Here is a 23887-nt window from a genome sequence, read left to right as displayed (position 1 = left end):
CTTTAAAGTTTTTCTGCAGTAACATAATAAGCCCCTAATTCCTCATTATTATCTAAGGTAAACCATGTTTGAAGTTGAGAATCTCCCGCTTTTAAATCGACTGTAAACTCAACATATTCCTGAGTGTCATCCACGGCTTTCTCATCTTCAATATCTTGAATTTTAATTCGAGCATTTTTAATACTCAAGGCTTTTCCTTTTTTAGATGCACTTACACTAGTACCTGGAAGTTCTGGACGTATAGCCGCCTCTGCTCCTAGTGCTAGCTTAGTTTCTTTTGGCCAACGACGTAATTTTAAATTATAAGTTCCAGCTTCCGCAACTTTAATTAACCAATATCCATTATCCATATATCCTTCTCTAATATGTCTTTGGTGCCATGGGCTCGCTGCTTTTTCGGTATGCCAATCGTGACAAAATAATGTTGCAGGATTCTCTGCTTCATGCCCTATATAAATACGCGGTAAATCGCTATATCCTGGTAATAAATCTGCCCACCATGCATCGTAGGCGTCTTTAAGTTCGGCCATTTTTTCTGGATGCAGATCGGCTATATTATTACGTTGTTCTGGGTCGGTTTTTAGATCGTATAACTCTGTACCATCTATAACGCGCCACTTACCTTGCATTAGAGACGTTCTTCTCCAAGGTTCTGGCACATCGATACGTTGAGAATTTGTAATTACAATACGCTCTTTAAAGTCCGTATCATCTCCTTCTATTAGCGGTTTTAAACTTTGTCCGTCAAATTTAATATCATCTTTTACATCTAAATTACATAAATCTACTAAGGTTGGTACCACATCATAATGCGCTGTTAAGGCATCGATATCTTTCCCTACTGTTATGCCTCCATTTTTCCAATGGATAAATAAAGGAACACGATGACCGCCTTCATATTTACTAGCTTTAATTCCGCGCATACCGGCATTAAATCCTTTGGTAACAAAACCATCTAATCTATCGTCTGTCTTTGGAATTTTTGCTCCTGCAGACGTTCCGTTATCAGTCATAAAAATTAAAATGGTATTATCTATTAATCCGCTTGTGTTTAAATACTCAGTAAGCTTTCCTATATTTTCATCCACATTAGCGATTAAGCCATAAAAGGCCGCACTTGGAATGTTCTCATTATCTTTATAAGGATCGGAATATTTATCGTCTACAAAATATGGTGTGTGAGCGGCATTTGTAGGCAAGTAACAGAAGAATGGCTTGTTTTTAGCTTTGTTAACTTCCATAAAATTAATGGCTTCGTCGAACCAAATATCTGTACAAAATCCTTCAAATTGTTCTAATTCACCATTTCTGTGATAGGTATCGTCAAAGTAATCGTTATCCCAATAATCCATAGTTTGCTCGATACCCCCACCGCCAAAACTAACAACTTCTTCAAAACCTTTGTCTTGTGGTCGTGATGGATAATTATCTCCCAAATGCCATTTTCCAAAGAGTCCAGTAGCATAACCATTTTCTTTCATAATTGTTGCCACCGTAGTTTCACGCTCTAAGAGTATAGAACGCCCATTTACTGTGTGCCAAACGCCTGCTCTGTTTGCATTATGTCCCGTTAATAATGCCGCACGTGTAGGCGCACAAGTTGGATTTACATGATAATCTGTAAATCGAGCACTACTTGCGTGCAAAGCATCAATATGCGGTGTTTTTATATATGGGTTTCCTAAAGCGCCAATATCTCCATAACCTTGATCGTCCACCAAAATTAAAATCACATTTGGTTTTTCTGAATTGATTTCAGTCTTTTCAACTATCTTTTTATCATCAGTTTTGCACGAAGTAAAACACAACGCGCTCACTAATAATCCGATGTAGAATGTGTAAGATTTCATTTTTATTAATTTAGATTAGTTTGTTTTTAGTTGTAAAAGGGTATGTATTTTATAGTTAGATCGCCGGAATTTATTGAGTTTTTAAATTCAATTCCTATTCTTTTTGCGCCTTCGCCTTCTCTTAAATGCTCTACAGGAACGGGTTCTGGATGAATTTCAACTTGCCCTACAGAGCTAGAAATTTCAACTTTTACCTTTTCAGTTTTCCCAATAAGCATCACAGTGTTAGCATCTAAAATTTCATAATTGGCAAACGTCATGATTGCCGATCCAAAATCTATGTTTTCTGAGGCCTCAAAATGGTCTGTAATACTAATGCTTCCGTTTCCAGTCTTAATATTAGTGATAGTACGTGTTAGCACATCCAACACAGGTAAATCGTAAGCTGGTTTTATATCCATAACCACCTTATCTTCTTCCGAAGAAAAACTAGTATCGGTGATTATCCCTTTAAATGATTTTCCATTAGACTGTAAGGTATTATTAATTTTCGGAACCGGATGCCCCCAAGAGCTTCGCGCTTTATTATCTGGAGAAAACGAACCTGCCATATACGATGGTGCTCCAATATCGCCCGAAATTAATTCGTCATTTAAAACAATAATATAGGTACCTACATCACTATGGTTATGATTCTCGGCGTTATGCCCTGCCTTTACAGCAATGGAAAACGGCACTTCTTGTTTACCTCTAGATATTACCATTCCAAAATCGTCGAAATACGTATGATCTGCTAATTCTGAAGATGAGTTTAGAGTTGTATTAGGGGTAAACATTTCTGGATGATCCCAAGCGATAATCTGTTCTACAGCCTCTTCAAATCTAATTTCTGATGGTTTTATAGCGCCATAATAAGCAGCGGATAAAACTTCGGCAAAATTACTTCCTTTACTAGACGTATGCGATACACCATCGGCAAACGGTGCACAGGTACCATTCTGAATTTCGAATTGTTCAGGAAAGTTTCCTACATTTTTTAATTTTTGAGGATTTTCGCCTTTAAATAAATCAATTTTTCCACCGGTATAATCATATACCATTTGCGCTAAATAGAGATAGTGATTAAATCCATATCCCCAGTACCCTAATCCCTCCGAGCAATAACCATCTTCTCCAAAACCACTAACATAATGTTTCATGCTGTTTATTGCAGAACCTACAGCAGCAATACGCTCTTCGTGACTTCTAGAATTGGTAAGAGTTACAAATAAAGTACCACTTGTACACACAGAATTCCAATTGCTAGTCCCATCTATCCAACGGTTGTTTTCGTCTGCAATTTCACAACTTTTTAAATAATTATCGGTAATTCGCCATTGCAACTGCTCCTGAATATCTGTCCGCATTGTTTCCGAAAGTGAATCGCCCAAAAGTGATTCTCCTAATGCTAACACCATTCCGAATTTACGAGCGCCCAAGTCTATAGAGACGCGTCTACCTTCTAAAACACCATTATCTTTATCGTCGTGATTAGGATGCAACCACGATTTCATATCCATAATGGCTTGCATATACGTGTTAATTTGCGGTAGAAAACGCCCTTTATTCTCTAGACATTCAGCTAAAATATAATGTTCTAAATGTTCCATGGTACGGTAATATCTCGGCTTGTAAATCTTTCTATTGCCGTCTTTATTTGCCAAGCGATAAATACTATCACTTATTGGCACTTCTGGTTGTTTATCTATTAACGCTTCGGCATCATTTAAATACTCCTGACCAGATTTTGTAGTAGCAATTGCATCCCAGTAGGTTCTATCGGAAATTGAAGGCGCCGCTTTATATGTTGTTTCTGGAATAATTGCTTTAAGCATTTCCATTTGTTTTGCTGAAGGGTAAATCGTATCGGTTCTGCCGTGTTTTAAAAATTCCGAAATGTCTAAGTTATTCGATTCTGGTTTTGAATTGCAACTCACAACAACAGTACTCATTACAAATAGTGTAATCACGAAAAGTGATACAGAGGATTTTAAGTTATTACTAATATTCATAATATATTTTATTATATAACGCAGTTAATATGTTAAACCTAATCTTCTTTACTGAAACTTAAGATAGTAGACAACTCCGGATTTCCTCCTCGTTTACCACAACCCGAAGCGATATACAGTTTCTTTTTATACCATATTAATTGCGTTCCATGTCTGCCTTCTGGCATACTAGGCCAAGCACTCCATGTTTCTGTTTTTGTATCTAAACATTCAACTTTGTTGTGCGCTTCTTTTTGACTTGCACTTTCTCCTCCAGCAAACAGAATTTTATCTTTAACCGCTATTGCTGTGACTCCTGCACGTTCTGTTGGCACGTTTTTTTTTAAAGTATGCCACATATTCGTTTTAAAATCGAATACATCGACTTCACCAATTGTCAGTTCAAAAACTTTTTTAATTTTTCCTGAAGATACGCGACCTCCTAGCATATATAATTTACCGTTAGTCACTGCAGACGAAGCGTGATCTCTAGCGCGAGGTGCATCCGGCAGTACGTTCCATTGTCCCGTTTTAAAATCGTAACTATCAAACCACGTGACATGGCCATCCCAATGTCCGTCTATTATTCCGCCAGCGATATACAGTTTATCGTTATACACACTTGCGGTTGTTGAAGCTCTAAGTCGGTTATTTGGCATTTTAAAAGCGATAGACCAAGAATCTGTTTTTGGACTGTACATATACACATCTTTAACGGGGGTTTCATGTGGATAAGGTCCGGTGTGTGCCCCTGCTACATAAATATTTCCTTTATAGGTTACACCTTGAAAGTGATGCAATTCTATTGGCGGTTTAGCACCCGAAGTCCACGTTTTTGTTTTGGGATTAAAAATTGAAACCTCTTGAATACGACGTCCGCCTAACAAATAAAACAAACCATCTGCTTCTACAAAAGCGGCTTCATGTCGTGCTACAGGTTCGCCGGTACAACTTAATGTCTTCCAAGAATAATCCTGAATATCTTGCGCATTTACCTGAGTATTTAATCCTAGAAACAGACATAATATAATAAGATATGATATTCGCATTTACTTAACTTTTTAGTGTTTTGAATGAAATAGACTTGAATTAATTAAGCTTTTAAGCGCTTACTAAAAAGCAATTCAAGTAAAAAAACTCATCTAGATTTTTATAAACATAATTAACACGCTTATTAATTTGGATCCTTTTTAAATCAAAAAAATAACATTGAAGACCACATACAATGCATCTACAATGTTATTTTTTTTAATTCAATTTAAGTATAACTCATGGTTCAATTTTTATAAACTATGACCTTTAAACCTTACTCCCCCTGCAATTAAAAGTTTTATCCCTCGATATGCTATGACTCAAGTCTTCTTAATTAATATTATAAAGCACAACGCGACGATATATTATTATTCGTTCAAAACGGTGTTAACCGATCATGTAAAATCTAGAATCCAAATTAAAATTTGACTAATTAATTACAAAATCATCATTTTAAATGAGACAGTATAAATTGGGTCGTATACTCATCTATTTCTTCTTGTGAGGGCGAAATGTCTCCAGAAAAGCTATGACCTCCATTTACCACAGTAAGCAATTCTACATCGGCATCTTTCTCTTTTGCTACCTCAACCATATATTGAGAATTTATAATAGGAAGCGTTTTATCGCTGTCGCCATGTACCAATAAAACTGGTAAACTATCTGAGTTTAAAAATTCTGTCGGACTTAATAATCGTGCGAGTTCCGGTTTTTCTTCTAGAGTGCCACCTAAAAGACGCTCAAAAAGTGTGCTGTCTGCAAAAACCGAATTGGGACGCAAATCTGGATTTAAACAAGACGTAAACGGATAGTAGGAAACCACACATTTATATTTTGGATGAATCTGAGCTAATTCTTTATCTCCTGGAAAATAATCATCGGGTACTAAAGCCGTGACTAAACTCAGATGTCCGCCAGCCGAGCCTCCCCAAACGCCATAATTCTCCTTGTCTAATTTAAAATCTTCGGCATGTTTTAAAAGAAATCTAGCCGCATCTTTACAATCTATAGCAGATTCGAACGAGGTAACAGGAGCTTTCGCTAATCTGTAATCTATTGTGACACATATAACACCGTTTTCAACAAGTTTTTTTAATGTTCCAACGAAGGCAGTCCTATAAATATTATCCATATGTCCGCCAGCCCATCCACCACCATGAACAAAAACCATCCATGGATTTTCCGCTTTTAATTTATCGGCATCTGGAAAAAAAACATCCATCACTAAATCCTTTCCATCTACAGTTTTATAAACGACATCTTCTTGAAAATTAGTCCCTTTGATAAAACCATAATCCGATGCTTTTTGCGCGTAAACTAGTGTTAAACTAGATACTAAAAACAGAAAAGAAAAAAACCATAATGAGGTCGCATGTCGTGTTAAATTCATGATATAAATTATATTAATACATAGATTATTTTTTAAAACCCTCTTTTAGAATTTTAAAACTTCAATTAAAGATATACTCAAAAAAACTACATTGCATATCCCAATTGATAAATACAATATTATTTTTTTAAATTGATATGTGTTCTAAACCATAGTTCAATATCTATAAACTATGATGTTTTATATTTCACATATTAATTCACACGCATTTAATTACTTGATTTACTACACTGTTGCAACCAAACTTTATTAAGTTAAATAAATGATTAGTTGAATCTTTTTTTTAATTTATTTTACGATTATAATCTGTTTCTGTACTATTTCAGATGAAGACTTCCCAATCTGAATTTCGTATCGCCCAGGATTTACTACATATTTTTGTTTATTTACATCCCACCACTGCATATCGTTTATAGAAAAATGTAACTCTACTTGCTCCGTGTCACCTTTTGAAATAGAAACTCTTTTAAATGCTTTTAATTGACGAATTGGCTGATATACTTTAGAATCTAAGTTGGTAACGTATAGTTGAATCACATCATCGCCATCCATAACACCTGAGTTTTTCACATCTAAAACAGCCGTGACTTCTTTTTTATTCTGAGTAATTTTCAATCCTGAATACTCAAACGACGTGTAGCTTAATCCGTACCCAAATGGATAGGTCACATTATCTTTCATATACATGTATGTTCGTCCTTTACTGATTTCGTAATCTTCAAAATCTGGTAATTTCTCAGGATCGGTATAAAATGTAAGCGGAAGATGTCCTGAAGGACTAACTTTACCGGTAATTAACTCTGCTAAAGCATAACCACCTTCTTGCCCTGGAAACCATTGTAACAGAATAGATGGCACAATGTCATTTAGTTCAGACAACTGCATTACAGTTCCGCCATTAACCACCACTAACATGTTGGGATATATAGACGCCAGTGCTTTAATTTCTTCCATCTGATCTTCTGGCAAAATAGAATTCATGCGATCATGAGATTCTTTAGACATTCTCCATGTAAGTCCACCCACGTATATTAGCAATTTATCTTCTGGATGCTCTACAGCAACAACCTCTTGGGGTTCCACCCATTTTAATAATGCACGAGCGGGCTCAGCTTCTTCATTATAATATTCTACTTTTAAATTTACTACTTTGCCAGCTTCTAGAAAAACCCCTTGAGATTCTTCGTTATCTGATGCTTTGCTATGCCAATTATCTAATACTTTTTCATCGTTAATCCACACTCGTGCACCACTTAAAGCTGTCATAGAAAAATAATGAAGTCCGGTACGATTAGGAGTTAATTCTGCTGTCCAACGTGCCGAAAACGTAGGCTGTGGAATTTCAGGATCTATATGCGCTAATGGTTTTGGTAAATCCAAATCGAAACCACGATCTGTTCTCACCGAAATAGGATGACCTTCGAGTTTAGTCCCTGCAAAATATTCTCCTGTTACACCTTTAGTCCCTGGCTTTCCTGGAACGTTTAAATTACCTTCTGGAATGAATAACCACTTCCCGCCTAACTGACTTTTAATTTCGAATTGGTTTCCTGCAATTTCTTGCATACCAAACATGGGTGTTACTGCTACACCTGCGGCATTTCCGCTGTAAGCTCCAAAAGGCGCATCGTTAACATAAGGTCCGGCAAAAAGAATAGATTTATATTTTTCTGGAGTTGCAGGAAGCACATTGTTTTTATTTTGCAGTAACACAGCACCCTCTCGTGCAATTTGTCGAGCAATAGCTAAATGATTTTTTGAACCAACTACATCTGTTGATATTTTAGTATACGGATTATCTTCATCTGAACGTAAAAGTCCTAATTTAATACGCGTAGCTAGACTACGAATAATTGCTTGATCTAAATCCGATTCTTTCATTAAACCTTGTTGAACCGCTTGCTTAGACCATTCTCTCTCATTAACTTCTCTAGCTCTGTCCGATCCAGAATACATATCTACACCAGCGGTAATCATCATCATAGCAGCTTCTGGTCCATTTTTAGCATACTTATGTTGCTCTACCAAGTGTCCTGGTACTCCAACATCGGTTACCACAGTCCCGTTAAAGCCCCATTCGTCCCGCAAAATATCGGTTAACAACCACTTATTTGCAGAACACGGAATGCCGTTTAAACCATTATACGCCGTCATGATGGATTCTACATCTTCGCGAGCAATCACATCCCGATAGGCTGGAAAATAATATTCTCGTAATGCACGCTCTGATACATCTGGACGCACATGCAAGCGATTATGTTCTGTATTATTTACTACAAAGTGTTTTATAGTCGCTACAGTCTTTAAATAATTGGAATCATCTCCTTGCAATCCGTTTACAAAAGCAGATGCAAGCTCGGTGGTTAAGAAGGGATCTTCACCATAGGTTTCTTCTGTACGTCCCCATCGTGGATCACGCGCCATATTTATAACAGGACTCCATAAGGTTAAACCGTGATATCGTTTTGCTTTATCCTCGGCAGAATCGGCATTATTTAATGCACGAGCTTCATCACTAATAGCGGTTGTCATGTCTTTAATTAATGACGGATTCCAACCAGAAGCCATAGACAATGGCACAGGAAACTGAGTAGCTTCTCCCCGACGTGCTACGCCATGCAATGCTTCATTCCACCAGTGGTGTCCAGGAATATCTAAACGCTCTATAGGTAAATTCGTCATTTCTATTAACCTGACTTTTTCTTCTAAAGTCATTTTTTTTATCAGGTCTTTTGCTTGCTTAGTTGCACGCTTATGAAGTGCTGTGCGATCTTGTGCTACACTTGTTTTCGCTAAGAGCATTGAAACACAACAAGCGACTAATAGCATGTATTTTTTCATAACTTCTTTATTTATCTATCACATTACTATACTTGTAAAGCACTACATTAAAAACGTAAATTCACGTGATTTCGTTTTTTAAAGGCTTTTCATTGAATCTTTAATAATTGAATCTATTTTTAAGTATTAAGACCAACCTATAAATTAGCGCTTCAATCCTATATTAATGACATACACAATACTATAAATTTTAGACTAAAAAGTATATCATTCATCATTCAAGAACTATAAATTATGGTCTATTTTGGAGTGTGTAATACTTAAAACGTTTTATAAGAAGACAAAAAAATATTTATATAAAAAAGCCTCATAACTACTTAAGAAAAGCAACGATGAGGCTAGGAATTAATAAAATGTGATAAACTATTTTAATGCTTTAGATATTGCAGATTTCACCATAGGCTCCATAATAAGATAGCCCTCTACATTTGGGTGAACAGTATCTCTTCCCAATTCTTTTATCAAACCTTTATCGTCATTAACCATTGGGGTATAATAATCTAAATAAATTATCTTATTTTTCTTAGCATACGCTTTCAAAAGTGTATTCAGCTCGATAATTTTATCTGCAGGTTCAATTGATGGACTCCAAGAATAACTACTCGCAGGAAGCACCGATGCCAATATGACTTCAATATTATTTGCTTTAGCTAATTCTGCCATAGAATATATATTTCCAGCAATACGGTCTATGTCAATATACCCTCTGTTTCCGGCAATGTCGTTTGTTCCAGCAGAAATCACAACTACCTTTGGTTGTAATTCGATTACATCTGGTCTAAAACGTAATAGCATTTGCGCACTAGTTTGTCCGCTAATTCCTCTATTCACAAAAGATGGATTTTCTTCGAAAAACACCCCATGATCACGCGTCCAATTATCGGTTATGGAGTTCCCGATAAACACCACTCTATTTTCTTTTTTACTCGGTGCTTTTAATTCGGCATTCGCTTGGCTATAACGAGCTAGATTTGCCCAATCTTCTGTAGGTATTAATTGTATTTTTAAAACTGAAACTTGGCTTTCTTGAGCTTTTTCTGGTAAAAAGGCCGTTAATTTACCATCAACTAACTTTATTTTTACTTTTTTATCTGGATTAGAAAGCAACCTTGCTTCTCTTGGTTTAATCGCTCTATCTAAAACCAATTTACCATCTTCTGGCCAGTTAAAAATGTGAGCCAATAAAAACCCTTCTTCACCCACTGTGTAGGCTCCCCATTCTGGTTTTTCGTAAGGAATTGTTTGAGAAAACCCAATACCAACATGCAGAAAAAATGCTAGTATTATACTAAACATGCTTTTATAAATATTCATCTTTTTGTTTTTATTGATTTGATTGTATATCCAAATCGTTCGTTATACGCTGTCATGCTATATTGATTAAAGATTACAACAGCATATTTTAATTATACAATTGTATTGTAATTAAAACAGGCAAACACCTAAAACGTTGCTTGCCTCTTTTATACATTTAATTCGACTTAACTTTTTATTTAGCCAACTCTATTTTAACAACAGAAACAGTTGTATCTGGTGCTAACTGAGGCACATCGATTAATAATTCGCGAGATGTTCCTAGTGCATTTAATTCTGTCTTAGGATCTGTTAACAAAGTTGCTCTTTTAACTTTAATGTCTTTATTTAGTTTTAAAAGTCCATCTTCTGGCCAATCGAAAACATGAGCATAAATGACACCATCTTTTTGAGTATAACGTCCCCATTTTGGTTTTTCGTAAGGACTTGCAGTTGCGCCATAAATCGCTTCACCATTTTTCTTAGTCCACTGCCCCATAGCTTCTAAACGACGAATACTTTCTGCTGGAAATCTTCCGAAACCATCAGGTCCTATGTTTAATAAGAAGTTTCCTCCTTTAGATACGATGTCGACTAATTTTTCAATTAAATCTTCACTACTTTTCCAATTCACGTCTGAAGGTTTATAACCCCAAGTACCATTCATAGTCATACACGCTTCCCAATCTGTATCGATTCCTGTATCTGGAATTTCTTGCTCTGGTGTACCGAAATCTCCTGCAAACTGACCAGGTTTATTGTTCATTCCATCCATACCAGTTCGCCCTTTATCTACTCTGTTATTTACAATAGTATTTGGTTGAATGTCACGAATGTATTTGTAAAGATCTTTCCCCATTTCTGTAGTATAATCTGAAATCCAATCTCCATCAAACCAAACTACTCCAATATCACCGTAATTTTTCAATAATTCGCCCACTTGAGGCTTCATATAATTTTCGTAATACTTTGGAAATTCTGGGTTTACAACAGACGGATCATCATGCTGAGAAATGTTGTAATTTGGATATAAATTACCCTGTGCTTGTGGGTGATGCCAATCTACTATAGAATAGTATAAACAAAATTTAATGCCTTGTTTTTTACAAGCTTCGGCTAATTCTTTTACAATATCACGCTTAAATGGCGCGGTGTCCATGACATCGTAATCTGATACTTTTGAATCCCATAACGCAAACCCTTCATGATGCTTAGAAGTTAAAACAATATATTTCATCCCAGCATTTTTCGCCATGGTTACCCATGCATCTGCATCGAACAACTGTGGGTTGAACATTTCAGGATATTTTTCATACTCTTCAATAGTGTAGTCAAGCTTATCCATGGCCCATTCGGCACCACCTCCAGCGATTTTAGTACCGCGTTCTCCACCAATAATAGAGTAAGCTCCCCAGTGGATAAACATTCCAAATTTAGAATCTCTCCACCATTCCATACGCTCGTCGTCCGACAACTTCTTCTTCGAGCTTGCTTGTGCCAAAACTGGCCCCATGTTTAACATGACGATTACCACCAGTAAGCACATGTTCCTTAACGTTTTCATTTTCATTTTTTATTATTTTAAGTTAATTAATTTGTTTTTATATTGATTGTCTTTTCAGACTGGTTTCTCATAATTACAAGTTCCATTTCATCTGTAGTATTTTCTACATTTATTTTGAAAAAATCTTGAATATTCTTCACTGGTTTTCCATCTGCTTGAAGAATGACATCTCCTTTTTTAATCCCGTCGTTTTTAACAGCAGGACTTGCATTCCAGATTCTTAACACGATAACACCTTCTGCAGAATTTAATCCGTAAGCCGATTGTTCTTGAGGAGATTCTACACTTTTAATATTATTACGTAACCAAGCTACAATGGGACTACTTTCCTTTTCTGATGGATCTTTCAAGACCGGAACCTCTGGAGTTTTAGCTCGCTTTTTAAAGCTTTCTTTTTGAACGCCAAACTGATCCATTGAAAAATTTTTGAAGCCTATTTTTAAAGCAGGAGAATCGTCTGCAACGCTAAAATCTAAATTTGCTGGATCCTTAAATTTAGGATCTCCAAAAGTACTATTTAAATCTCTGTCGTAAATTTGAGACTTCATCATCGTGACTTCATTAGGAAATAAATTATAATCTAATTCTTTCCCCCAGCCTTGTAAACCAACATCTTGATAAGCATCTGCAACTATATTGTGTTTAAATACATCTTGGCTGTTTGCAAACCACACATGTGGATGTAAAGAATTATTTACTATGATATTATTTTCGGCAACACGATTAAAACCTTCACGTAATTTAAGTCCGTTATTCAGCATTAAATTATCGTAAATGTGATAATTTGATGAACCGTCGTCCAAATCGATATCCCAACCATGATCGCAACGAAAACGGTTATTTCTAATGATTGTGGTTTTTACAGCATCCCAAGTATACATCTCTGGATGCGCCGTAGTTAAACTATCCATAATCTGACGTTTTGGATGCCAAAAACGATCTCGTCCCCAAGAATTAAACGATCCATGATCGTGAGTTTCTAAAACCGTATTAAACACGTCGTTAAATTCTAAAATATGTCCGCCCCAAGTACCATCTCCAATATTTATTCCTGCTCTTGGCACATCGTAAATACTGTTATGTCTCACTGTAATATCCATCGCCATAGCGATTTCTACACCTGCTGTTTGCTTTTCAATACGGCCAATTCTGTGGATTAAATTATCTTCTACAACACAATCTCTCGGGTATAATTCATTTTTAGGACCTGCAATCGTATCCATTTCTGAAAACGGAACAAATTGCCCATAATTAAATGAGGGAGAACGTACCGCTGAAGGATCTCCAATAAAAGACACGGCACTTGCACCGTTTTCATATATATGATTACCCGTTACATTTAAACCTTTATTATACTTGCTTACCATAATAACGTTTCCGCCCAAATTAGTAAACTCATTGTCTTTAACCAGACAGTTTTCGGTACCTTCAAAATACAAAACGCCGCCTCTATAAATAGACCAATCGCTTCTTAATAAAGGTTCGAACTCTTCCATAAATGTACGTTTGGTGTGTTGGAACGTCATTCCGCTTATGGTAATATCTTTTACAGGATTGTCTAAAGTTCCAATCACTTGAATTAAATCTTTAAGAACTGCGACTTCAATTTTAGAGGTCTGTAATGTTATTGAATCTGCTGGCCAATAATATAATTTATGCGCATCCGTATCTAAAAACCATTCCCCCGGATTATCCAATTCTTCAAACACATTTTCTACCATACGAAATTCTTCGTGTGGCTTAGAACCTCTGTTATTTTGTTGCCCACCTTCTAAGATTGCTGTTCCATCTTCATTGACTCCTGTGATTTCAAAATGAAAACCACCCCATTTTCCGCCATGCAATGCATGAAAATAAGCACCCTCAGGTTTTTTCCATGTTGCAATACGCTCTTTGGAAATTGCATCGGGAGCAGAACCTTGCCAATATTGAGAAGATTCATCATAATTAGGATAACGCGCAAGAATTTGTGGTGTACCGTTTACTATTAACTGATCAAAATCTAAATTTTCATCTACCGTTGTCACAAATATATTTTCATTAAACGAATCCCAATTTAAATCTAAAACTTCTGAACCTTTTATACGCACCTGGTCTGCGCCAGCTCCTTTAATTGTTAGTCCGTTTAAAGCAGGCGTAATATGTATAGCGTGCTCTAGATAATAGTCCCCAGGAAGCACATTAATTTCTATAGAAGAATTCTGATCCTCTGCTCTTAATTCTACAGCATGTTTAACCGCATCTTCTAAATGAGCAAAAGGTTCTTTTTCTGTTCCATTGGCTTGTGCCGTACCTGAATGAGATACAAATATTGTAATGACTTTATCCGCGTTAGAACCACACGAGGCCACTACAACAGCAAGCATAAAAATTAACAAAAGATTCTTCATAAATATATTTTTAAATTATTGATTTCGTTTTAAGTAGCCCTGAGATTCTAAAAATAAACCGGCATCACAACTATTCTTTCCGTCTTTATTAAAACCACCATAACGTTGACCTTTAGCATTATTTAAATTTGAATTACAAAACTTTAAGGTCTTCATTTGAATGCATTCACCGCACTCAAATTTTGCTTGCACTCTAAAATCTCCCTTGCTATATATTGCATATATGGAATTGTAATCTATTGAATAATGCTTTGACCCTACCATATAGACATGGCCATAGGCACCTATAATAGGAAAGAAAAATAAAACTAGTATGGCTATATATATAATCATTTCTGTAAATTCTATCAATATACGATTTCGACTTTATTATATGCTTTTTCTAATCTAAATTCTAATTGTTCAGAATTGAATCGTCCAACTTGACCTTCTCTAGAGTGCTTTAATTTCTTTTCTTCATAAACTTTTAATACTGCAGTTTTTTTACCGTCCACAAATGGTGCTCTAATTAGAATGGCTCCATCCGTCTCTATTGTAAAGGTGTCACCAATACGTTCTACAGAAACTGTTACGGGAGCCCCCGAAGCAATAATTTCCCATCCAAATTGTTTGAATCGATACATTCCAGAAATAAAAACATACTCCAAGTCTGCATTATTCTTTGGTGTACGGGTTACCGATAGTAATCCTTTTTGGTATAGGTTAGCTGTTTCAATTACATCATCTTCTGAAGTATTTAAAACAATTTTATCGGTTGTTTTACTATCACTTAATAACACGTCTATAACCTGAGTACTTGGATTGTCCTTTAAAGATGAATAAGTCACATTAGCAATCGGATTCTCCTCACCATCGAAGTACGGATTAAAAACTACCGCAAACGGATTGTCCCAAGCGGCTGCTTCTCGTTTCACTATTAAGGTTTGCATAGGGTTGTCTATAACTTCGATCGGAGCAGTGCCTTTACTTAATAAATTTGATTTTGGAGCCAAGGCTGTATAGATGCTTTGATATTCACTTCCTTTTATCCAAAGCTTCATTATATTATCTGCCTTATCCTTACTCTTTAATCTAAATACGGCTTGAACATCTGCAGGCGTTTTAACTTTCTTCTTCTCTGTTAAATAGTCGTAACCTTTAATATCGCCGTGTTTACTACCAAAATCTTCTGTCTCTTTTAGAATAAGAGCTTTAGCATTTGTATCGAAAAGCGATAAAGATTGACCTAAATTATGATAAAAATAATCGTGGCGTTGCGTCCCTGTCTTTTGAGTTTTAGATCTAAACACATCTACAATATACCCTTGTTCTGATTTAGATTTTATAAGCGCGGTAAATCGTTGCTGATTGGCTTTTGCTTCAGGTTCAAAGAAAGAAACTTTAGAGAAGGTTAACTTTTTAAATGTAGGCGTAATTCCTACTTGAGGGAAACTGTTCTCTAACGTAAATGGATGATAACTACGCATTGCATTATAGTCTGAAACACCATTAACAACCACCGTATTATGAGCCGGAAACTTTGAATAATACTCGTTATGGTTTTCATGCCAATAACTCGACCCTTTTCCCATATCTGGTCCTAGCACATAGTTGTTTGCAAATAATTCTATAGCTACACCATTGGCATGTGCGTGATTTCCGTACGATCCAAACGTGGAAACCATCATGGCGCTATCTCCCGAACCCAATCTTTGATTAAATAAGCTAACATTTGAGGCATAGAATGTTGGCGATGTTAACTGTTCCAATCCGTTTGAAGCCGTTTCTGAGGTTTTTAATTTATCGACATAAAAGAATAATTCAAATAAATCGCTGGCATGTCTTTTATACTCGTCTTTAGCAATCATCTGCTCCAACAAACCAGAAATAATAGCTTCTTTTTCCGAATCTTTATATTTTCTATAATTTGCGATTAGCAATTCAAAATTTTCTGGCGGTAATGGTTTATGGTTAGAATCTCCAAAACCAATTGAATAACCGCTAGGAAATAAATATTGAAACGATGCCAACGCCGCCTTTTCAATAATTGGAAAGTTAGATAATTCGTTATTGTTTGTAGTATTATCTAGTAGTGTTACAATTTCTAATAAGGTAGTAATAACGTGTATAGAATACGAAGCACTTTCTGGCCATATTCCCGTGTCTTGGTCGTACACCAGTAATGATTCGTTAATAGACAATTGTCTATCTGTAGAGGTATTAAACGTTAAATCTAAGAAGTATTCGCGTCCTTTACCATTTTTATACGATGCATTAGCGTCAAGCACTACAGCGACATAAGTTAAAAATCGCGCTTGAAACAGATTCCAATTATTATCTGGAACACCATTTTTTATGATTTGATCTCCCCATTTTTGAAATACTGCCACACTGTGTTCTAAGTTCACATTTTCAGACTCAAAATAATCGTATAAGAAATCGTACGTGGTTAATAAGCTTATCAATATTTTTTCATGAATCACCTCAAAAGTTGCCAATCCTGAAAGACGCTGTTGCTTTCCATTTTCTAGATCTATTGGTGCATCGCGGTAATACATTCCCTCGATATAAGTTTCGTAAACCGGTTTTGCAAACGTTGCATATTTCTGATCTCCAGTAACCCAATATAAAAAGGCAGCATCTTCTACAAGTGCCATGATTTTACGATTAATTCCTTCAATAGCATGTCCGATTTTTGAAGGATGTACCCACTCTTTTTTCTTCGTTTTTTTATGTGCAACATAATAGCCACGCACATCATCAAAATAAGGTTCTACATCTTCTATTTTGGGAGCGACATATGCTGTAGCCCAATCTCGAGTTCCCGAAAAACGAACCGTTGGCACAGGAGCACGACCTTCGGAATGATCAAAATTTCCTCCTTTTAAAAACACCTTATCATGCTTTGTATTCCAATTCATTTGTAACCTAGACACTAGCCACGTCGGATCATTCTTAACATATTCTAAATATGGCTCTAGATTTTCAATTTTCTTATCTATTAAACTTTGCTTCCAGTCTTCTTGCTTAACACGCTTTAAGAAATCTGATTTCGATTCACCAGACGTATAAATTCTTGGGTGCATCGATTCTTGTGCAAAACTTACAGCAGAGCTGTACAGCATAGCCAAAAACAGACCAATTAAAACTGGTTTAATATGTAAAAAACGCTTTGTCATCATTCTATTTTATCTCGATATTATAGCCTGCAGGATAAGTTTTCACCTTTCCTTTTTTAAGCTGAATTGATATCGGTTTATCAGAAGAATAGAAATATTTGCCATTCTTAACCGACACCGTTGCTGTAACAGCACCTTTGATAGCTTCTATTTTATAATCGCCAAACTGAATTTGAGATCCTTTACCTAAATATAAATACTCAAATGTTCCATCTTTTTCTGAAGCCACTCCAAAGGTTCCTTTAAATATCATCTCTTTTGTAGGCTTGAAGGCTTTATTCGAATCTATAGAGCTACAGATAATTTGTGTACTGTTTTTCGATTCGATTTTCAAAGCCGCTAAATCAACAAACTGCCCCACTTTAGATATATTCTGAATTGATTTTTGTCCAGTTTCGAACGATTCAAACACTGAAACAAACGGGTGACTTTTAGCATTTATTCCATTCTGACGTACAATTAGCGTTGGTGTAGTCTGTGGACTTTTATTGATTTGTCCAGGTGTAATATCTTCACGTAACGTGGTTGGTGGCGCATCTACCACATACAGCTCACGGTTATCTTGCCCTTGCATCCACATATTTACATGCAGTTCTGGAGATACCGTATTAATGTCCCAAGTCGCATTAAAATCTGATGTATACTTAATCTTTCTTTGATTTTTAAAGAAACTATAATTCTTATCGTATTCAGCGCCTAAATCACTTACAGATTTCACCTCTAACGGTTTCTGTTCTGCATTTGTAAGTCTAACTTGGTGACCTAAATTATGATGAATATAATCGTTGTTATCTTGATCTGATCTAAACACATCTACATAATACCCCGTAGTTTTTGAAGTGCGAATCATAGCCACAACACGACGTTTTTCGTCTGCTGAAACATCTGTAAAAGATACCTGTTCAGAAATGACTTCGGTATTATAAAAACCATCTTCTTCTGTTTTAGGATCCATGGCATTTATAGTAATCTCGCCTTTTTTATATCCTGGAACTATGGTGTTAGAACCTGTGATTCCTCGATGATATCCTGCATCTGGCGACCAATACGATTCGTAAGCCGAAGCATCTGGCGCAAGAGCCCAACCTTTACCATAAAATTGCATGGCTAATCCGTTTTCGGCTAAATGCGACTGATAGCGTCCGCCATATAATGTGAACATTAAGCCGTTGTCTTCGTCGTTTCCATTTCTTAAAATCATATGTCTATGAAATTTTGAATACGCCGATCTGTGATATGGCAATTCACTACCCGATTCTGGTAGAGCCTGATTAAATATAATATCTTGCCAGTTGGATTTATTTCTGTCGTACTGTCCGTTTTCTATGTTTTTCTTGATGACTGTAGCCATGGTTTTCGCCGTTTGGGTATCGCCTTTCCAAGTCGAATAGGTTAATAAAGATTCGAAAGCCGACATGTTAAAAGCACCACCACGCATATCTCCAAACACCACTAAATTCCCACGGGCATCTAACCAACCTAAATTCGCTAATGCTGCTTTTTCAATAATAGGATTTCCGGCTAAGGTATTCACACCAGATTTATACAATTGTAATCCCATTTCTAATACTGTAGGAATCATTCCCGACGCATAGCCTGGTGATTCTGGCCATAAGCCTGTTGCGGTATCATAATTTGCCATTATTTCTGGTAAACCTGCATAATGCTCACCCGATTTTTCTGTGTAAAACGGAATGTAATATTCACGACCTTTACCATCGTCATAAAAATCGTTAGACTCTAAAACCAACATACTTCCTATGATGTTTTTATAACGGTTTACATTCCAGTTTCCTTTTTTACCACCACGAACCAATCCAATTTCTATAAAGCGTTTAAACACTTCACTCGACACATCGACAGTGGTTTTATTAATTTCCTTTAAATGTTTATGTGGATTCGCTTTTAAGTAATCGTAAAGAAAATCGTAGGTCGCCGCCATAGGAATTTGCCTATCGTCGTGAATCACTTCATAATCGTAATATCCCATAATTCCGCCTTGCTCGTAACCACCAGGACCTTTAGTTGATTGTTCGGGATCTAAAGGCGGATTCATATAATACGTTCCTAAAATCCAGGTCCAATATATATCGGCCGAAAATTTAGCATACTTCTCATCTTGCGTCATATAATACGCGAAAGCTGATTTTTCTGCCAGTTTTAATATTTCCATATTATTGGCACGAATCATATGTCCCGTCTCTTTGTACGGAATTTTCACAGGTGTTTTATCGGCTTTAGAACGACTAATCCCTAACATATCTCCCGATTCGTTATAAGGAATTCTGTCCTCTAAAGGCACATTTACATAATCGTTCCATTTACGCATACCCGGTAAACGAACGGTTGGCATAGGCGCATTTCCTTCACCATAATCCCAATCTTGCCCTTTAATATAACATTGTGTATAGCGCTCTCCATCTTTCCAGTACATCGCCAATCGCGATACAATCCATTCTGGATCTGTAGTGTGACGATCTACATATGGCGTAATCTCCTCGACAAGCGTATTAAACGATGCCTTTGCCCAATCTTCTGTTTCTATTTTCTGCTTTAAAGCAGTTCTATCACTAGTCTTTGCAAACAAACGTGGATGTTCCGTCGCTTGTTGCGATTGCACTGTTACTGTATTAAAACAGAAGGTTATAGCTAAGGTTAATAAGATTGAAAATCTCATGAAATTATTTTTTATTTATCGATTTAATGTAAGGGTACAGTTTCTATATCTGGATTGTTTTTCGCTTCCAAATATTTCTGTAATATTTTCTGATCTAATTCCGAACTGTCTCCGTATTGTGCTCTAAGATCTGCCAATTGTTTTTTAAGTTTTACAACCACATCGGCGTACGCAGGATCGTCTACAACATTCTTCATTTCGTTCGGATCTTTTTTACGGTCGTATAATTCCCATTCGTCTACATCGTAGTAAAAATGAATCAACTTATATTCTTGGGTAATAATAGCATAATGTCTTTTTACCATATGAATTCCTGGATATTCGTAATAATGGTAGTATACCGCATCTCTAGTCCATTCTTGATCGTTTCCTAATAACAATGGAATTAAACTTTCCCCTTGCATATCTGAAGGTGCTTCAACCTGTGCTGCTTCTAAAATAGTTTGAGCAAAATCTAAATTCTGAACCATTTCGGTATTGGTCGTTCCTGGAGTAATCACATTTGGCCATTTAATAAGTAATGGTGTTTTAAAAGATTCGTCGTAAACGAAACGCTTATCGAACCAACCGTGTTCTCCTAAATAAAACCCTTGATCTGACGTATACACAATAATGGTATTTTCATGTAATCCGGTTTCATCTAAATAATCTAATAAACGTCCCACATTTTCATCTACAGAAGCAATACAACCTAAATAATCTTGCATATAGCGTTGGTAACGCCATTTCATCAACTCGGTTTCATTCATGTTTGCATATTCTGCTTTGAAATCTTCCATCAATGGTTTGTACACAGAATCCCATACGGCACGTTGCTCCGGATTCATACGTCCAACTTCACGTTCAAAAGCTTCTAAATCCCAACCCGACACATCTTTAATACCTAATTCTTTCATCATTTCTGGATACAGTTTAGAATCTCCTGCCCAGTTCATGTGTGTTAACAAATTCATTTCTGCAGTTTTTGCTGCAGTACCACGGCCTTCATAATCATCAAATAAGGTTTCTGGCTCTACAAATGTCTTTTTTGTATATTCTTTAAAATGACGTGGCGCCGGCAACCACTCTCTGTGTGGCGCTTTTTGCATAGAAAATAACATAAACGGTTTATTTTCGTCGCGTCTGTTTTGTAACCAATCTAAAGTCATGTCCATAATAATATCGGTTACATAACCTTCTACGGTAATTTTTCCATCGTTGGTATTAAAATCTGGATTGTAATACTGTCCTTGACCTGGAAGAATTTTAAATTCGTCTATCCCCTTAGGATTGTTTCCGAAGTGTAATTTTCCGAACATCGCTGTTTGGTAACCGGCCTCTTGAAGTAATTGAGGGAACGTCATTTGAGATTCATCAAACGGAAAAACATTATCCACTTTCCCATGAATATGCGTGTGTTTTCCTGTTAAAATGGTTGCTCTAGACGGTGCACAAATAGAATTGGTAACACTTGCATTGGTAAATAAAATCCCTTCGTCTGCAATACGATCTATATTTGGAGTTTGAATTAAATGATCGCTATATGCACTAATGGCCTGATAGGCATGATCGTCGGACATCATAAAAATAATATTCGGACGCTCTTTAGGAAGTGTCTTTATTTCCTTTTTCACCTCTGGTTGTTGCTCCTCTTTAGATTTACATCCTACGATGCCCAAACACAGGCAAACTACAACATATTTTAAAATGCCAACTTTATTTTTCATGTTCTCTTGCTTTTATTCTTTAGTAATGTGTATAACAAAACCGCTATTACTGTCTATGTTAATGTCTAATTTTGAATCTCTTGAAATAGTAATCTCTTCAATTTTAACTTGGGTTCTTGTGTCTACGTTCTCATCGTCTGTATACACTTTAGCTGTGTATGACGCTCCTTCTTCTAGGAATTCAAAATCGAGCGTCACATCATTTGGCGCGACACCATTAATACCTCCAATAAACCAATCGTTGCCTTTTCTACGTGCTATAATTCCTAATTCTCCTATTTCTGCACGTAACACTTTAGTTTCGTCCCAAGTGGTTGATACGGCATTAAAAAATTCTAATTCTGGTTCGTTACCAATAGTACGCGTATCGCCCCAAAGCCCGTCGTCCTTAATTGGTGCTAATGGCGCTTTATCGTACCAGTATAAAAACTGTAGCGGACTAAAAATACAAACCGTTTTTGCCAATTGCGAAGCGTGAGACCCCATTTTATCTACTCGTGTGTTATAATAACAGACCGTATTATCGGCCGCGCCCGCTAAACTTCTTGTAAACATGGTAATTAAAGTATGTGCGTTTGGTACTGTTTCCTCATCGCCACGAATCCCTTCTTGAGTTAACAAGTTAGGATATGTTCTAGAGAATCCTGTCGGTCTGTATTCATCATGTATATCTAAAACCATTTCGTATTCTGCTGCCTTTTTAACGGCTTCATGCATCCATGCGGTCGCATCTTGGTCACCCACACGAACAAAGCCGTATTTTATGCCAGAAACACCCCATTTTTTTAATACCGGTAGAACGACGTCTAATTTATTTTCTAAAGCACGACGGTTGACATATAACATGACCTTCACCCCTTTTTCTTTAGCATACTTTGTAATGGCTTCAATATCAAATGGACCTTTAGAACGTTTTGGATCTAGAGTAATGGTTGTAGCATCAGAGGCATTATCCATTTCATTACCGTACCAACCGGCATCGAAATGCACATATTGCATATTATGACTTGCTACAAAATCGATAGCAGCCATACCGCCTTGCGTTGTTAAAGTAGTTTCGCGAAGTACTTTTCCTGGTGTTATCCATGAATCGTCTGCTATTTCTGATGGCGGATTTAAATTCTGAATTAAATAATTATGTTCTAATAACTCGCCATGACTGTTCCCCATCATAACCACACGCCAAGGCGATTGAAAAGGTAAGGTTTTATGCACTTTAGCTCCATCATTTTTACGTTCGGAAATAACAGCTCCTGTAATGGTATCTTGTTTTTGTTCTCCCATTTTACCATCTAGGGTGGATACAATACTATACGGCGATGTTGTGCCTTTATTAAAACTCATTCGTGCATAATCTACCAAACGGGCTTCTGCTAATGCAATTTTAACCGTATCGTTTATCTCAATTACTAACGGACGTTCGGCACCTTCTTGTAAGGCTGAAATTGGAATTTTTCTATATTCCCCTTGAGCCGTTAAAACGCCTTTTTCACGTTTTGGTGTAGACCAGACTTCATAATCTTTATCAAAATTATAATGGATATTTTCATTTAAACCAATTTCGGTAAGGTCTCCTTGTTCAGGAATTTCGTAAGCAAAAGCGACACCTTCATTATAAGCTCTGGCAATGATATTAAATTTAGCATCGCCTTGTTTTAAATATATTTTTATCTGATTGTAATGGTCTGGAATGATACTCAACTCATTAAATCTAGAGGTCCACGTTGTATTTACTGAAGATGTTTCAATGTTCTCAACCGTAATAGTTCCTGTGAAATTTAATTCTTCAGACATTAATTCTAATACCGAACTTTGAATGACTTGGTTCTGATTATAAAATACAGAAAAAGAGACATTGTTGTTATTTTCTCCTTCAAGAAACACCATTTTTTTAGTGTCATCTGGAGACGTCACTTTAATACTTGTTTTAGAATTATCGCATGAATACAACAATCCGCTCATTACAACAAACAAGAAGCAATAGCTTATATTATGTATTAGTTTTTTATCCATGTA

At 36.3% G+C, this 23887-nt stretch carries 13 protein-coding genes; all 13 read right to left on the bottom strand.

Features of this window, described 5'->3' with window-relative positions:
- Positions 1-2: 2 nt before the first annotated feature.
- Positions 3-1850 carry an arylsulfatase gene (locus AC0UBM_RS14475; protein ID WP_475689091.1) on the bottom strand — a complete coding sequence of 616 codons (1848 nt, stop codon included), beginning with the start codon at positions 1848-1850 and terminating at the stop codon, positions 3-5.
- Between the two features lie 26 nt (positions 1851-1876).
- A complete protein-coding gene (locus AC0UBM_RS14470) occupies positions 1877-3841 on the bottom strand; it encodes a hypothetical protein (RefSeq protein ID WP_475689090.1) in 1965 nt (654 codons plus the stop codon).
- A 38-nt stretch (positions 3842-3879) separates the two neighbouring features.
- Positions 3880-4869, bottom strand: a complete 990-nt coding sequence (locus tag AC0UBM_RS14465) for a Kelch repeat-containing protein (RefSeq protein WP_475689089.1) — start codon at positions 4867-4869, stop codon at positions 3880-3882.
- A gap of 431 nt (positions 4870-5300) precedes the next feature.
- On the bottom strand, positions 5301-6242 hold the full coding sequence (locus tag AC0UBM_RS14460; RefSeq protein ID WP_475689088.1) for an alpha/beta hydrolase fold domain-containing protein: 942 nt from the start codon (positions 6240-6242) through the stop codon (positions 5301-5303).
- Between the two features lie 288 nt (positions 6243-6530).
- Complete coding sequence (locus AC0UBM_RS14455; protein ID WP_475689087.1) at positions 6531-9083, bottom strand: beta-glucosidase; 2553 nt, start codon at positions 9081-9083, stop codon at positions 6531-6533.
- Positions 9084-9446: 363 nt separating this feature from the next.
- On the bottom strand, positions 9447-10397 hold the full coding sequence (locus tag AC0UBM_RS14450) for an SGNH/GDSL hydrolase family protein (RefSeq protein ID WP_475689086.1): 951 nt from the start codon (positions 10395-10397) through the stop codon (positions 9447-9449).
- A 175-nt stretch (positions 10398-10572) separates the two neighbouring features.
- Positions 10573-11940, bottom strand: coding sequence for an alpha-L-fucosidase (locus AC0UBM_RS14445; protein WP_475689085.1), 1368 nt, complete (start codon positions 11938-11940; stop codon positions 10573-10575).
- 26 nt (positions 11941-11966) lie between these two features.
- A complete protein-coding gene (locus AC0UBM_RS14440) occupies positions 11967-14330 on the bottom strand; it encodes a right-handed parallel beta-helix repeat-containing protein (protein WP_475689084.1) in 2364 nt (787 codons plus the stop codon).
- 15 nt (positions 14331-14345) lie between these two features.
- Positions 14346-14663 (bottom strand): hypothetical protein, encoded by a 318-nt coding sequence (locus tag AC0UBM_RS14435; RefSeq protein ID WP_475689083.1) that lies wholly within the window; start codon positions 14661-14663, stop codon positions 14346-14348.
- Positions 14664-14677: 14 nt separating this feature from the next.
- A complete protein-coding gene (locus tag AC0UBM_RS14430; protein ID WP_475689082.1) occupies positions 14678-17491 on the bottom strand; it encodes a heparinase II/III domain-containing protein in 2814 nt (937 codons plus the stop codon).
- 1 nt (position 17492) lies between these two features.
- Positions 17493-20165 carry an endo-acting ulvan lysase-like protein gene (locus tag AC0UBM_RS14425; RefSeq protein ID WP_475689081.1) on the bottom strand — a complete coding sequence of 891 codons (2673 nt, stop codon included), beginning with the start codon at positions 20163-20165 and terminating at the stop codon, positions 17493-17495.
- Positions 20166-20188: 23 nt separating this feature from the next.
- On the bottom strand, positions 20189-21871 hold the full coding sequence (locus AC0UBM_RS14420; RefSeq protein WP_475689080.1) for a sulfatase family protein: 1683 nt from the start codon (positions 21869-21871) through the stop codon (positions 20189-20191).
- Positions 21872-21883: 12 nt separating this feature from the next.
- Complete coding sequence (locus AC0UBM_RS14415) at positions 21884-23884, bottom strand: glycoside hydrolase family 97 protein (protein ID WP_475689079.1); 2001 nt, start codon at positions 23882-23884, stop codon at positions 21884-21886.
- Positions 23885-23887 lie beyond the last annotated feature (3 nt).

It is taken from the genome of Formosa sp. F44 (assembly GCF_056238645.1).
Note: the sequence above shows the minus strand (reverse complement) of the source record. Positions and strands in the feature narration are given on the sequence as shown.

What these genes read in the sequence shown, in the direction of transcription:
- AC0UBM_RS14475 (WP_475689091.1), bottom strand. Translation starts at nt 1,850, where the DNA reads ATGAAATCTTACACATTCTACATCGGATTATTAGTGAGCGCGTTGTGT.
- AC0UBM_RS14470 (WP_475689090.1), bottom strand. Translation starts at nt 3,841, where the DNA reads ATGAATATTAGTAATAACTTAAAATCCTCTGTATCACTTTTCGTGATT.
- AC0UBM_RS14465 (WP_475689089.1), bottom strand. Translation starts at nt 4,869, where the DNA reads ATGCGAATATCATATCTTATTATATTATGTCTGTTTCTAGGATTAAAT.
- AC0UBM_RS14460 (WP_475689088.1), bottom strand. Translation starts at nt 6,242, where the DNA reads ATGAATTTAACACGACATGCGACCTCATTATGGTTTTTTTCTTTTCTG.
- AC0UBM_RS14455 (WP_475689087.1), bottom strand. Translation starts at nt 9,083, where the DNA reads ATGAAAAAATACATGCTATTAGTCGCTTGTTGTGTTTCAATGCTCTTA.
- AC0UBM_RS14450 (WP_475689086.1), bottom strand. Translation starts at nt 10,397, where the DNA reads ATGAATATTTATAAAAGCATGTTTAGTATAATACTAGCATTTTTTCTG.
- AC0UBM_RS14445 (WP_475689085.1), bottom strand. Translation starts at nt 11,940, where the DNA reads ATGAAAACGTTAAGGAACATGTGCTTACTGGTGGTAATCGTCATGTTA.
- AC0UBM_RS14440 (WP_475689084.1), bottom strand. Translation starts at nt 14,330, where the DNA reads ATGAAGAATCTTTTGTTAATTTTTATGCTTGCTGTTGTAGTGGCCTCG.
- AC0UBM_RS14435 (WP_475689083.1), bottom strand. Translation starts at nt 14,663, where the DNA reads ATGATTATATATATAGCCATACTAGTTTTATTTTTCTTTCCTATTATA.
- AC0UBM_RS14430 (WP_475689082.1), bottom strand. Translation starts at nt 17,491, where the DNA reads ATGATGACAAAGCGTTTTTTACATATTAAACCAGTTTTAATTGGTCTG.
- AC0UBM_RS14425 (WP_475689081.1), bottom strand. Translation starts at nt 20,165, where the DNA reads ATGAGATTTTCAATCTTATTAACCTTAGCTATAACCTTCTGTTTTAAT.
- AC0UBM_RS14420 (WP_475689080.1), bottom strand. Translation starts at nt 21,871, where the DNA reads ATGAAAAATAAAGTTGGCATTTTAAAATATGTTGTAGTTTGCCTGTGT.
- AC0UBM_RS14415 (WP_475689079.1), bottom strand. Translation starts at nt 23,884, where the DNA reads ATGGATAAAAAACTAATACATAATATAAGCTATTGCTTCTTGTTTGTT.